General features: G+C 35.8%; 14 protein-coding genes. 11 read left to right on the top strand and 3 right to left on the bottom strand.

Annotated features, from left to right (window positions below):
• Positions 1 to 1,005: a DNA polymerase III subunit delta gene (gene holA, locus ACFQO1_RS07840; protein ID WP_380217439.1), complete on the bottom strand. Its 1,005-nt coding sequence runs from the start codon at positions 1,003 to 1,005 to the stop codon at positions 1 to 3.
• 63 nt (positions 1,006 to 1,068) lie between these two features.
• Here holA and ACFQO1_RS07845 point away from each other — a divergent pair, with 63 nt between their 5' ends.
• The 3 genes from ACFQO1_RS07845 (at position 1,069) to ACFQO1_RS07855 (ending at position 2,980) form a co-directional block, all read left to right on the top strand.
• Positions 1,069 to 1,518 carry a type I restriction enzyme HsdR N-terminal domain-containing protein gene (locus ACFQO1_RS07845; RefSeq protein ID WP_380217440.1) on the top strand — a complete coding sequence of 150 codons (450 nt, stop codon included), beginning with the start codon at positions 1,069 to 1,071 and terminating at the stop codon, positions 1,516 to 1,518.
• A gap of 146 nt (positions 1,519 to 1,664) precedes the next feature.
• Entirely contained in the window at positions 1,665 to 2,270 is a 606-nt protein-coding gene (locus tag ACFQO1_RS07850) for a transcriptional regulator (RefSeq protein ID WP_380217441.1), read from the top strand.
• Entirely contained in the window at positions 2,264 to 2,980 is a 717-nt protein-coding gene (locus ACFQO1_RS07855) for a DUF3307 domain-containing protein (protein WP_380217442.1), read from the top strand. Before ACFQO1_RS07850 ends, ACFQO1_RS07855 begins: the two co-directional genes overlap by 7 nt.
• Positions 2,981 to 2,993: 13 nt before the next feature.
• On the opposite strand, the gene ACFQO1_RS07860 is transcribed toward ACFQO1_RS07855, so the two are convergent.
• Both ACFQO1_RS07860 and ACFQO1_RS07865 read right to left on the bottom strand, forming a co-directional pair.
• Positions 2,994 to 3,617 (bottom strand): trimeric intracellular cation channel family protein, encoded by a 624-nt coding sequence (locus ACFQO1_RS07860; RefSeq protein WP_380217443.1) that lies wholly within the window; start codon positions 3,615 to 3,617, stop codon positions 2,994 to 2,996.
• A complete protein-coding gene (locus ACFQO1_RS07865) occupies positions 3,614 to 4,339 on the bottom strand; it encodes an RDD family protein (RefSeq protein WP_380217444.1) in 726 nt (241 codons plus the stop codon). The genes ACFQO1_RS07860 and ACFQO1_RS07865 overlap by 4 nt, the downstream gene beginning before the upstream one ends.
• A gap of 37 nt (positions 4,340 to 4,376) precedes the next feature.
• Here ACFQO1_RS07865 and ACFQO1_RS07870 point away from each other — a divergent pair, with 37 nt between their 5' ends.
• The 8 genes from ACFQO1_RS07870 to ACFQO1_RS07905 all read left to right on the top strand — a co-directional run bounded on the left by ACFQO1_RS07870 (position 4,377) and on the right by ACFQO1_RS07905 (position 12,375).
• The gene (locus tag ACFQO1_RS07870) at positions 4,377 to 5,348 is read left to right on the top strand and encodes a stage II sporulation protein M (protein ID WP_380217445.1); all 972 of its coding nucleotides are present in this window, start codon (positions 4,377 to 4,379) and stop codon (positions 5,346 to 5,348) included.
• A complete protein-coding gene (locus ACFQO1_RS07875; RefSeq protein WP_380217446.1) occupies positions 5,326 to 6,246 on the top strand; it encodes a hypothetical protein in 921 nt (306 codons plus the stop codon). Before ACFQO1_RS07870 ends, ACFQO1_RS07875 begins: the two co-directional genes overlap by 23 nt.
• A complete protein-coding gene (locus tag ACFQO1_RS07880) occupies positions 6,239 to 6,967 on the top strand; it encodes a hypothetical protein (protein ID WP_380217447.1) in 729 nt (242 codons plus the stop codon). The genes ACFQO1_RS07875 and ACFQO1_RS07880 overlap by 8 nt, the downstream gene beginning before the upstream one ends.
• Entirely contained in the window at positions 6,957 to 8,156 is a 1,200-nt protein-coding gene (locus tag ACFQO1_RS07885; RefSeq protein WP_380217448.1) for a DUF4350 domain-containing protein, read from the top strand. Before ACFQO1_RS07880 ends, ACFQO1_RS07885 begins: the two co-directional genes overlap by 11 nt.
• Positions 8,157 to 8,159: 3 nt before the next feature.
• Positions 8,160 to 9,245 (top strand): AAA family ATPase, encoded by a 1,086-nt coding sequence (locus ACFQO1_RS07890; RefSeq protein ID WP_380217449.1) that lies wholly within the window; start codon positions 8,160 to 8,162, stop codon positions 9,243 to 9,245.
• A gap of 49 nt (positions 9,246 to 9,294) precedes the next feature.
• Positions 9,295 to 10,629, top strand: coding sequence for a DUF58 domain-containing protein (locus ACFQO1_RS07895; RefSeq protein WP_380217450.1), 1,335 nt, complete (start codon positions 9,295 to 9,297; stop codon positions 10,627 to 10,629).
• Between the two features lie 238 nt (positions 10,630 to 10,867).
• Positions 10,868 to 11,296, top strand: coding sequence for a DUF2141 domain-containing protein (locus tag ACFQO1_RS07900; protein WP_380217451.1), 429 nt, complete (start codon positions 10,868 to 10,870; stop codon positions 11,294 to 11,296).
• A gap of 110 nt (positions 11,297 to 11,406) precedes the next feature.
• Positions 11,407 to 12,375: a VPGUxxT family thioredoxin-like (seleno)protein, type 2 gene (locus tag ACFQO1_RS07905; RefSeq protein ID WP_380217452.1), complete on the top strand. Its 969-nt coding sequence runs from the start codon at positions 11,407 to 11,409 to the stop codon at positions 12,373 to 12,375.
• Positions 12,376 to 12,513: the final 138 nt, after the last annotated feature.

Consider the following 12,513-nt stretch of genomic DNA (forward strand, 5'->3'; position numbering starts at 1 on the left):
TTAATCAAAAATAGAAACCAATAATTCTTTTAGCAAATCTCCCTGGCTCATATTGGCAGCACCTACACCTTTACTTTTCATATCAACCTCTCGTATAGAAGATATGATTGCACTTACTTTTTTCATAGGATAATTTGCAGCGGCTATCTGATAGTCTTTTATAAAATAAGGACTTACACCTAAAGCGCTGGCTGCATCTCCTTTGTTTCGTAATGCATGATATTTTAATAGCTTAGAGAAAAAACTATACAACAAAGCCACCGTCATCACCAAGGGATGATTTTTCTGGTTTTGACCAAAATACTGCACAATCGCAAAAGCTTTCTTTATATCCTTAACCCCTATTGCATTTTGCAATTCAAAATTATTGAAGTCCTTACTTATTCCTATATTTTCTTCAATAATTTGTGGAGTGATTTGTTCTCCAGGCTTGATAATCAATTGCAATTTTTCAAGCTCATTATTTACTTTCCCTAAATCGTTTCCTAAAAACTCTACCAGCATCTGCGCCGCTTTGGGCGTAATCGTATAGCCTCTGCCTGCTAATACACGGCGAATCCAGTCTGGCACCTGATTTTCATATAATTTTTTGCTTTCAAAAACAACACCCGTCTTTTTTATTGCTTTTGCCAGTTTTTTACGGGCATCCAGCTTTTTGTATTTATAACAAATTACAAGCACTGTGGTTGGCTGCGGATTTTCGGCATACGACACCAGATTCTCTATGGTTCTGCTTAGATCCTGTGCCTCCTTTACAATAACCACTTGCTTTTCTGCCATCATAGGGTAGCGCTTTGCGTTGCTTACAATATCATCGATACTTACATCACGACCATATAAAGTCATCTGATTAAAACCGCGTTCTTCTTCAGTAAGAATACTGTTTTCAATAAACGAAGCAATTCCGTCGATATAATACGGCTCCTCTCCCATCAAAAAATAAATTGGATGTATGGTACCGTTTTTAATATCTGTGATAATGGATTTTGCTTTGTCTAAAGGCATTTTATTAGGGTACGAATTGTGATTATGTTATGATATTTTCTTCGGAAAGTGTTTCTTTGCGATATGCAGAAGCTGAACTTCCCAGACTATACTTTCCGTTTCAAAAGTAACGAAAACAAATCATTGATTTTTGATGTCATTCGGAAAAAATTTGTCGTACTCACACCCGAAGAATGGGTACGTCAACACACGGTACAATTTCTTATTTCTGAAAAAAACTATCCGTTAAGCCACATTAATGTCGAAAAACAACTCAAACTTCACGATACGATTAAACGCTATGATATTGTAGTTTTTAATAGCGACGGAAGCATTCACCTCATCGTAGAATGCAAAGCTCCAAAAATTGATATCACGCAAGATACCTTTGACCAGATCGCCCGCTATAATTTTGTGCTGGACGCCACCTATTTAATGGTTACCAATGGTGTTGCACATTATTACTGTCAAATTGATGCAGAACAAGAGCGCTATCATTTTCTTGAAACAATACCAAATTATACATCTTATTAGTAAATCATCTATCCTATTAGTTTAACTGCCTATTAGTAGTATCGACAAAACAGACGATAATCCAAAATATCGCTTAAATCAACGATAATTGTTATTATCGCTTAAATAGACGATAATTTTAGTATATTGCATTAAAATCTAATTGATTGAAAGCAATCCTAACAGGCGATATTATTAATTCTCAGTCAATTGAAGCTGATAAGTGGCTACCTTTACTTCGGAAAGAATTGTCTAAAACTGGCAAAGAACCCAAAGATTGGGAAATCTATAGAGGTGATAGCTTTCAGATAAAAACGGAAGTTGAAAAAGCATTAGAACTTGCCTTTTTACTAAAGGCAACGATAAAACAATTTAAAGAACTGGATGTGCGCATAGCAATTGGAATAGGTTCCATTAGCTATGAAGCAAAAAAAATAACAGAATCTAACGGTGATGCTTTTGTAAGCTCGGGTGCAGCTTTTGAAAATTTGAAGAAAAATACATTAGCCATCAAAACACCGTGGGACGATTTCAACACCACTTTCACATTGGTCTTAGAGTTGACCGCACTTTTTGCAGATCAATGGACCACAGCTTCTTCAGAAGTCATAAAACTCGCATTAGAAAAACCGGATCTAAATCAAAATCAGCTTGCAGATTTACTTCAGCTTAAAAGTCAGAGTACTGTAAGCGCTGCACTTAAGCGTGGTAGTTTTGATGAATTAAAAAATGTCCTCACCTATTATAACTCTGAAATCTCAAAAAGATGCTAACTTTCCTACTACAATTATTATTAGCTCATCTTGTAGGAGATTTTCTGCTACAGCCTGGTCGATGGGTGACACATAAGAATAAGCATGCCCTAAAATCCAGATACTTATATTTTCATATTGCCATACATTTACTACTCTTATTAATTACTACAAAATTTGAGAGCAGCTACTTTGTAGCTGTTCTACTTATCACGGTAAGTCATTTTGGGATCGACGCACTAAAGTTAAGCCTTCAAAAAAAGAAAACAGCAAAATGGTGGTTTTTTGCAGATCAGGCAGCACATATCGCAGTACTTCTAGGGGTGGTCTATTATTATTATCCTTTTTCAATTCCACTTGATAATTTCTATTCTCCAGAAGTTTTGATATTCTTTGTCGCACTCCTTACTGCAACTTATGTAAGTGCGATCGTTCTCAAATTTGTAATGAAAAAATGGAGTGTTGAGAAAGGAAAAGAAACTCACAGTATCAATGACGCCGGTAAATACATTGGGATTTTGGAACGGTTGTTTATCTTCTTCTTTGTGGTAATTGATTTTTGGGAAGGCATCGGGTTTTTACTAGCAGCCAAGTCCATTTTCAGGTTTGGAGATTTAAAAGAATCGAAAGACATTCGGCTTACCGAATATATTCTCATAGGTACGCTGTTGAGTTTTGCAATAGGAATAGGCTGTGCAATGGCGTATAAATATGTGCTTACAATTTTATAAGTAAGCGTAGTAATTAATCTTCAGCCAATTCGCTTTTTCTATAAATACTAGGTAATGACCAATTAAAGGTAACTGCCAGTAATCTGATTGTAATCACTACTGAACCTGAAATAATAACAATAATATCTGAAGACAACGTAGTTTTCAGCAGTAAAAAATAAGCAACTCCACCTACGATGCAAGCTGTCGCATAAATATTTTTTCTGAAAATTACAGGGATTTCATTACACAGAATATCACGTATCACTCCTCCAAAACAAGCCGACATGGTACCCAAGGCCACACAAATGATCGGCGGAAAATCGGCTGCAATTCCTTTTTCCACTCCAACGATAGTGTATAGTGCAATCCCAATGGTGTCGAATAAAAAGAGAGAGCGTCGAACATATCCTAATTTTCTTCGGAAAATAATAGCCAATACCACAGCTACAGTAATTACATATACGAATGTAAGATTACGCATCCATGTAATGTTAGCATCTATAAGGAGATCACGTAGTGTCCCGCCTCCTACTGCTGTTACAAAGGCAATGATAAAGATTCCGAAGACATCCATACGCTTTTTCATGGCGGTCAAGGCTCCGGAAACTGCAAAGGCGATGGTTCCTAATATGTCGATGATTAAAAATAAACTCACATGTTCTGGGTAAAATAGTTATAGTCCTTTAAAACGGTATCGATAAACTGTTTGTCGTAGAGATCACTTTCGACCTCTAAGATGCCTTCTACTTTTTTACGAAGCATATTCAGTGTTTTATAATCACTTGACCGAACAGCTATCTGGTACGTTTCTTTAATTAAACGCGCATCTTTATCGGTAAACACGGTCACATTTAAAAATTTTGGTTCGTAGGTGTTTTCAACTTCTTCCAAAATAGTATGGGTAATATGTACTTTCTTTTTGGTGGTAATTACAATGGTTCCAGCAGCCATGTCTCCCAGCCGTTGTCTTTTTTCAGAAAAAATAATAGTGAGAATCCCTATAGAGCAGGCAAACATCCAAATATCTATTAAGCGAAGCATCCACAATGTTAAATAATTGGACCAATGTACAGGAGAGCCATCCATCATAACGACTCGGGTTTTCATGATATACTTACCCAAGGTCCTACCATTGAATAATATGTGCATGTATAAAGAGTAAAAGAAAACTGGGAACAATAGTAATTGTTGTAAACCAAATACGGTCCAGTTATCACTTATGGCCATTTGCATAGCAGAAGTAATGATCTCAATTACATAGAAATAGACCATAAACAAAACAAGGTCTATTAAAAATGCTAAGATTCGTTCGCCTACACTTGCAATTTTATAGTCTAAATTGACATTTTGTGTGGTATTGATTGCTATGTTTGCCATGTGACAACAAGTGTTTATATTTATTGAAAATTTTAAAATGCGGGAAGCAGCATTCGTCAAGCAAAATAAAGAAAAATGGATTGCTTTTGAAAAGGCAATCACAGTTAATTCTAAAATGAGTCCAGATCATCTGGCAGATTACTACATTCAGTTGACGAATGACCTAGCCTATGCACAGACCTATTATCCTGAAAGTAAAACCCTTCAGTATTTAAATTCGCTGGCCTCTCAAGCGCATCAGCAGATCTACATTAATAAAAAAGAAACGGGAAATCGCATCGTTTCTTTTTGGAAATATGAGTTTCCATTGTTTTTTATGCAACATCAAAAAATGTTGTTTTATTCATTTTTACTATTTGCTATTGCTACTGCAATTGGAGTCATTTCTACGTTGAACGACGATTCTTTTTTACGCCTCATCTTAGGTGACAGCTATGTGAACACAACCTTAAACAATATTGAAAATGGAGACCCAACAGCCATTTATAAAAGTGGAGGTGAATTAGGAACATTTTTAGGAATCACTATCAATAACATTCGTGTGGCCATCTTTGCCTATGCAGCAGGTGTGGTCACCTCGATTGGGACAGGATATATTTTATTTAGCAACGGCGTAATGCTGGGTGCTTTTTTTACTTTTTTCTACAATAAAGACCTTCTTTTTGTTGCTTCCAAAAGCATCTGGTTGCATGGCACGATTGAAATTAGTGTCATTGTAATTGCAGGTTGTGCAGGAATGGTGATGGGAAACAGTATTTTGTTTCCAAAGACCTATTCCAGAAAAGTATCCTTTTTAAAGGGAGCTAAGGACGGATTGAAAATTGTGGTGAGTACCATTCCGTTTTTTATTATTGCCGGATTTATTGAAGGTTTTATCACTAGATATAGTAATATGCCAGTTTGGTTGGCGATGAGTATTATTTTTAGTTCCCTAGCATTGATCATTTACTATTATATTATATACCCCATACGTTTGAATAAAAAATATGCAGCAGTTAATAAAGCTTAAAGTAAAGCGAGATATAGGAGATACTATTACTACATACTTCGAATTCTTTAAACAGAATTTGAAGAACTTCGTCAATATCTTTATAAGATACAACGGAATCTTTCTCATTGGATTTCTTGGAGTAAGCTATTTAATGGTCACTGGTTTTATGGGAAGTGTGGGTGGTAGTACTATGTATAATGAAGCTGCAACCGATACTGCAAATTTGTATTTCGGACTCGGAATCATTGGATTTCTGTTTCTCTTTTTCTGTACTGCAATTTTAAATTACAGCCTTGCGGCTTCGTACGCTATAACCTATGAGGCTCATCCTACCAAAGATGTAGACAAGAAAAATGTGTGGCATTTTATTTTTGATAGGATAGGAAGTATCGCCTTATTTGTTTTTTTAGCGGTAAGCATGTTTGTAATTGTATTTATTGTGGGAATGGTTCTGTCATTTATTCCCGTACTAGGAACCTTTGCCTATTATTTACTGCAGATAGGATTTATTACCTGGATGGGTTTATCTTTTATGGCGATGCTTTATGAAAAACGCGATGTCATAAATGCGTTAGGTGAAGGTTGGACCCTGCTTTTTACACACTTCTGGAAAGCAGTGTTAGTTAATCTTGTTGTTGGGATTTTAATCTCTGTTCTAATGTTGGTCGTTTATATGATTCCTGGAATTTTATTAGGAATATATTTATTTCATTCTTCGGAAACTGGAGTCGAATTAGAACAATCTGCAGTGGCAAAAATCATCTTTACGATTGCAGGAGCGATATTTTTAATGGTGGCCAGTTTTAATCAATCGATGTCACAACTCACCAACAGTGTATTATATTTCTCTTTACATGAAGAAACGTATAATGAAGAAGCTCGAAAACGAATTGAAGAAATAGGCGCAGGTGAATAAAATATACAGTTTCATAGTTGGGTTTTTCGGTGTTGTAACAGCTGCTATTGCTTCCGTGCAGGATAGCCTGCAAGTAAAAATTGAAGATGCTCCAGTACCATTAAAAAAGTATGATGAACAACTTTCAGAAAAATATTCAGGCGATACGTATGATTATGACAAACTAGAAGGCGAAGCCGAAAATCTTATCACTCAGTTTTTAAACTGGTTTTTCAGAAAAATAGGAGAGCTATTTGGTATTGATATCAGTCCAGAGATGATCATCTTCCTTCGGTTCTTCTTTTATGTGATCATAGGCATCATTATTGTCTATATTATTGTGAGGTTATTGGTAGGTGAACGAGCATCGTCTTTTTTTACTCGAAAAAGCACTCTAGTCGCTCCGTTAAACATTCAGGAGGAACATATTGAAACTATTGATTTGGATGTCTACATAACCGATGCACTTTCAGAAAAAAACTACCGACTTGCCATACGCTATATGTATCTAAAGTCTCTAAAAATGCTCTCCCTAAAAAATATTATAGACTGGCATTTTGACAAAACCAATACCGATTATTATCATGAAATTACTAATACAGACATAAAAGAAGGATTTAAAAAGGTGTCTTATCTGTATGATAATATCTGGTATGGTGAATATGTGCTTGATGAGAATGGCTTTTACAAGGCACAGCAGGATTTTGATATATTAACCAAAAAATCAAATCATGCTGGATAAAAGGTCTAAAACAATCGTATATATTTTCTGTGCGTTTCTACTGCTCTTAATTATTTCTGAAACAACACGTCCTAAACCCGTCAATTGGAATCCTAGTTATGTCGCGAATGATACACAGCCTTTTGGAAGTTCGGTTTTTTATGAAGAACTACCGTCTCTTTTTCCTGAAAGCACATTTGAAACCATAACCCTAGATCCATTTGAATTTCTTCAAGATACCACTGCCTACAAAACAAATACGGCCTATTTCTTACTAAATGATTATATCTACCTGGATGAAAATCAGACAAAAAAGATGAAGTCCTATGTAGCCGCCGGAAATACTGTTTTTATATCTTCCAGCACCTTATTTTTTAGCCTTACCGATACCATAAGCATGGATGCACGTATCGATTATGAGGAGTTATTTAAAAAGATTGAACCTGATTTGTTTTCACCTTCCTACGCGCCAGATTCATTGGCACAGTTCAAACGAGGAATGTATAAATCGGTTTTTAGAGAAATAGATACTCTCAATACGACTGCCTTAGGTTTTTATACTTCGGAAAAAGAGGAAGAAGAAAGAATCGACCAGTTAAATTATGTGAAGCTTGACTATGGGGAAGGTCAGTTTTACTTTCACACGATCCCTGAAGCTTTTTCAAACTATTATATGCTTCGTAACAATGAACATTATACAGCAGCAGTACTTTCCTATCTGGAGGCAGATCATTTTTATCTGGATGCTTATAAAAAGTCAGGTCGTAAAGTAGTCGAATCACCAATGCGCTTTGTCTTTAATCAGGCACCTTTGACCTGGGCCTATTATGTATTGTTGGGAGGATTGCTCATATTCGTTATTTTTAGAGGAAAAAGAGAACAACGCATTATAGAAGTTGTAGCACCTCTGGAAAATACCTCCATAGAATTTACAAGAACAATTGGTGATTTGTATTTTCAGCATAAAGATTACAGTAATATAATCTCAAAAAAGATTACTTATTTTCTGGAAAGTGTGCGTACCCGTTATTATTTAAAAACGGAAACACTGGATGCAAATTTTATCAAAAAATTAGCGCTAAAGAGTAATCATTCTGAAACTGAAACAGAGAAATTAATACAAAATATCAAACATTTAAAACAAAAAGTACTGCATACCGAAGCAGACTTAATCGAACTAAATAAACAAATAGAAGCATTTAGACTATAACTTATGGAAGAGAACAAATCACAGCCAGAAGACCTGTCTGCAAACCAAGCAGAACATACTCCAAAAACGGAAGCAAGGCCGGCACCCGAAACTACAAATCCCACTACTGAAAATTCTTCGTTAGAATTTACCTCGCGAATTGATCTGAACGACCTCCAACAAGCTGTTGCAAAAATCAAAGCAGAATTGGGAAAAGTTATCGTAGGACAGCATAACATGCTAGAAATGCTCATTGTATCTATTTTGAGTGATGGTCATTCACTAATTGAAGGAGTTCCCGGAGTTGCAAAAACAGTGACAGCAAAATTACTAGCTAAAACCTTGGCAGTAGATTTTAGCCGAATTCAATTTACGCCAGATTTGATGCCAAGTGATATTTTGGGTACCTCCGTGTTTAATGTAAAGACGAGCGAGTTTGAATTTAAAAAAGGACCTGTGTTTTCAAATATTGTACTGATTGATGAGATTAACCGTGCCCCTGCAAAAACACAAGCAGCTTTGTTTGAGGTGATGGAAGAGCGACAAATCACTATGGACGGTACCGAATATAAAATGGCACCACCATTTCTGGTATTTGCCACTCAAAATCCTGTGGAGCAAGAAGGAACCTATGCACTACCTGAAGCTCAGTTAGACCGATTCTTATTTAAGATCAATGTGCCCTACCCGAGTCTGGAAGAAGAAATCACAATTTTAGAAAATGAGCACCATAGAGAAAATAAGTTCGCGCTGGAGATGATTGAGCCTGTTTTAACAGCAGCCCAAATTGCCGAATACCAAAAGACTATCAAAAAGATTATTATAGAACCACATCTATTAAAATATATCGCTGCGATTACAGACAATACACGCAACAACGCGAATCTTTTCCTGGGAGCTTCGCCAAGAGCCTCTTTGGCAATCATGAATGCCTCAAAAGCCATGGCAGCTATTAATGGTCGTGATTTTGTTACCCCAGATGATATCAAAAAAATAGCACCTGCTGTTCTAGGTCACCGTATTCTATTAACACCAGAACGGGAAATGGAAGGTATCACTCCAGACAGAGTAGTACAACAGATTATTGAAACGATAGAAATCCCAAGATAAATCAAACTAATTGTCCCCTTGGGGGGACTTTAGGGGTGTTTATGTTACCATGAAAAAAATCTTTAAAAATATATACCTCACGCCGCGATTCTTCGTGCTACATTTTAGCATAGTAGGACTTTTTGTGTTCGCCTATTTTTTTCCCACGCTCTATGGAATCACAAAACTATTGGTGTTGTTGTTAATCGTTTTTTTATTATTTGATTTGTTACTATTATTCCGAAACAACACAGGTATTCAAGCAACTCGTATACTGCCTGATAAACTTTCTAACGGAGATGATAATGAAATCGAGATAAAGGTGGTCAACCGCTTCAGCTTTACAACAAAGATCAAGATTATTGATGAACTTCCAATTCAATGGCAATTACGGGATTTTAAAATTGAGTCTCTTTTAAATTCTTCCGAAGAAAAAAAATTCACCTATCAAGTGCGTCCTACGGAAAGAGGAGAGTATCATTTTGGGAATCTCAATATCTTTAGCACCTCAGTTTTGGGTTTAGCCTCCCGCAGGCAACAATTTTCTGCCGAAGCGATGGTGCCTAATTATCCGTCCTTCCTTCAGTTAAAAAAATATGACTTTATAGCCTTTACCAATCGACTAAAATTATACGGACTAAAAAAAATACGTCGTATTGGTCACACAATGGAATTTGAGCAGATAAAAGACTATGTGTCGGGTGATGATGTTAGAAACATCAATTGGAAAGCTACGGCAAAACGAGGAAACCTGATGGTGAATCAGTTTCAGGATGAAAAATCACAGCCAGTGTATTCGGTCATTGATAAAGGCCGTGTGATGAAAATGCCTTTTGAACAGTTAAGCTTGCTCGACTATGCTATTAATGCAACTTTAGTGATTAGTAATATTGCGTTAAAAAAACATGACAAAGCAGGAATGTTTACATTTTCCAGAAAAGTAGAAGATCGTGTCGTAGCGCAACGACGTAGTGCGCAGATGAATTTGTTATTGGAAACGTTATACAATGTAAAAACCGATTTTTCTGAAAGTGATTTTTCCAGATTGTATGTAGATGTAAAGCGCTACATCAAACAACGTAGTCTGTTATTGTTGTACACCAACTTTGAAACACTTGATGCGTTACACCGGCAACTCCCCTATTTGCAAGCTATTGCAAAGACACATTTACTGGTGATCATCTTTTTTAAAAATACCGAACTGGAGAGTTTTTTACATAAAAAAGCATCAACAACCCATCAGATCTTTGAAAAGACTATTGCCGAAAAGTTTATCTACGAAAAGAAACTAATCGTAAATGAGCTTCAGAAATATGGGATACAGACCATTCTCACAGCTCCCGAAGATTTAACGGTAAACACCATTAACAAGTATCTTGAAATCAAAGCGAGAGGATTGTTATAGAAATAGTTGGTAGTTGGTGGAGTTATAGATTATCCAGGTTTCATTATATTAATCAGAAATAACTTTTTACTTTTCACGTCTCACTATTCACTTCTAGCTTCTAGCTTCTAGCTTCTAGCTTCTAGGAAAAAAACAATTCAGCTATCATATATGACAGTTGGGTTAGATTACTTTCTTCGGAAAAGACATTCGTTGCATCTTTGTTTCAGAAATTAATTACAACTTAAAACCTTATATCATGAAAACAATCATCGCAACACTTGTATTCGCAGTATCAACTTTTGTACTAAGCGCCCAGACCGAAATTAAAACTGAAACAAACGGTACAACTGTTACTGTTACCGTTCCTGTACCGTCTAACAAAGGAACTGTATATGCAGTGCTCCACAGTGAAAATACTTTTATGAAGGATGGCGGCGTTGAAGTAAACAGTGATGTTAAAGATGCTATCGCTACTATAACTTTTGAGAATGTGACTCCCGGTACGTATGCTGTATTATTATTTCTTGACACAAATGGAAATAAAAAAATGGATTTTGAACCTAATGGGATGCCTGCCGAAATGTATGGAGCATCTAATAATGTTATGAGTTTTGGCCCTCCTATGTGGAGTGATGCTAAATTTGAAGTAGCTAATGAGCCTGTTGCAATAGAGATAAGACTATAAAACTTACAATAAAAGTGTATGAAAAATCCTTTATCTTAAATAAGGGATTTTTTTTGACATACGTACCTTGTAAGAATTATATCATTGGTTCGTCTACCGAAAGAAAAATTATGAACTTCAAACTTTTAAAAAATATATTCCCCTTTATATTCTGTATAACAATACTTTCAGCAACAGCACAGCAAAAAACAAATCCTAAAGATCAGGATGAAGAACTGGGTAAAGTAGCCTGGTTACGGGATTATGATGCTGCAATACAGCTTTCAGCAAAACACAATAAACCAATTTTAATATTATTTCAAGAAGTTCCTGGTTGTGCGACGTGTCGTAATTATGGGCATAATGTATTGAGTAATCCGTTGATGACCGAAGCAATTGAAAACGAATTTATTCCACTTGCTATTTTTAATAACAAAGGAGGCAATGATGCTAAAATCTTAAAAAAATACAACGAGCCTAGCTGGAATAATCCAGTAGTTCGCATTGTGGATCAAAATGGTGATAATCTGGTAAGACGCGTAGCAAGTGATTATTCGGCCAAAGGATTATTTGATGCCATGGTTACTTCACTAAAAAAATACGGGAATGAAATTCCGGAATATATGCAGATTTTAGGAAAAGAACTTTCCGCAGTAAATAACCAAAAAGAGGCCTATTACAGTATGTATTGTTTCTGGACGGGCGAAAAGCAATTAGGAAGCAACGAAGGAGTTTTAAATACCGAAGCCGGTTTTATGAAAGGTCGCGAAGTGGTAAAAGTGACCTATAATCCAGAAATAATAGCAGATCAAATGCTAACTAGCTTTGCCAAACAAAACAACATGTCTCCAATAAACAAGGATTCTTCCTATAGGGCCTCTAAAAAGGATGAAGATTATTATTTACAACATTCCAATTTTAAATATTTACCATTAAGCCCGTTGCAGCGCACAAAAATTAATAGTGCCTTAGGAAGCAGACAAAATGCTGAAAAGTATTTAAGTCCTAAACAACTTAAATGGCTTACCTCTTTAAGAACTTCGGAAAAGAAAGTGCGATTTGACAAAGAATTCAATGAAGCCTGGGCCTCTGTAGAATAACTAGAATTAAACAAATTTCTAACCCTCTTACCTTGAACTGTAAGAGGGTTTTTGTTTTATTAAACTTCAATTTTTAAATACGTCAATTGCCGTATAATTTTATGTATATATTTTTCCGAATTTTACGAAAACATTTTT

It is taken from the genome of Jejudonia soesokkakensis (genome assembly GCF_042664795.1).
GTDB lineage: Bacteria > Bacteroidota > Bacteroidia > Flavobacteriales > Flavobacteriaceae > Jejudonia > Jejudonia soesokkakensis.

Excerpts from the sequence above, each read along its gene's own strand:
- ACFQO1_RS07870 (WP_380217445.1), top strand. The coding sequence starts at position 4,377 with ATGCGGGAAGCAGCATTCGTCAAGCAAAATAAAGAAAAATGGATTGCT.
- ACFQO1_RS07905 (WP_380217452.1), top strand. The coding sequence starts at position 11,407 with ATGAACTTCAAACTTTTAAAAAATATATTCCCCTTTATATTCTGTATA.
- ACFQO1_RS07900 (WP_380217451.1), top strand. The coding sequence starts at position 10,868 with ATGAAAACAATCATCGCAACACTTGTATTCGCAGTATCAACTTTTGTA.
- ACFQO1_RS07845 (WP_380217440.1), top strand. The coding sequence starts at position 1,069 with ATGCAGAAGCTGAACTTCCCAGACTATACTTTCCGTTTCAAAAGTAAC.
- ACFQO1_RS07895 (WP_380217450.1), top strand. The coding sequence starts at position 9,295 with ATGAAAAAAATCTTTAAAAATATATACCTCACGCCGCGATTCTTCGTG.
- ACFQO1_RS07855 (WP_380217442.1), top strand. The coding sequence starts at position 2,264 with ATGCTAACTTTCCTACTACAATTATTATTAGCTCATCTTGTAGGAGAT.
- ACFQO1_RS07890 (WP_380217449.1), top strand. The coding sequence starts at position 8,160 with ATGGAAGAGAACAAATCACAGCCAGAAGACCTGTCTGCAAACCAAGCA.
- ACFQO1_RS07875 (WP_380217446.1), top strand. The coding sequence starts at position 5,326 with ATGCAGCAGTTAATAAAGCTTAAAGTAAAGCGAGATATAGGAGATACT.
- ACFQO1_RS07865 (WP_380217444.1), bottom strand. The coding sequence starts at position 4,339 with ATGGCAAACATAGCAATCAATACCACACAAAATGTCAATTTAGACTAT.
- ACFQO1_RS07885 (WP_380217448.1), top strand. The coding sequence starts at position 6,957 with ATGCTGGATAAAAGGTCTAAAACAATCGTATATATTTTCTGTGCGTTT.
- holA (WP_380217439.1), bottom strand. The coding sequence starts at position 1,005 with ATGCCTTTAGACAAAGCAAAATCCATTATCACAGATATTAAAAACGGT.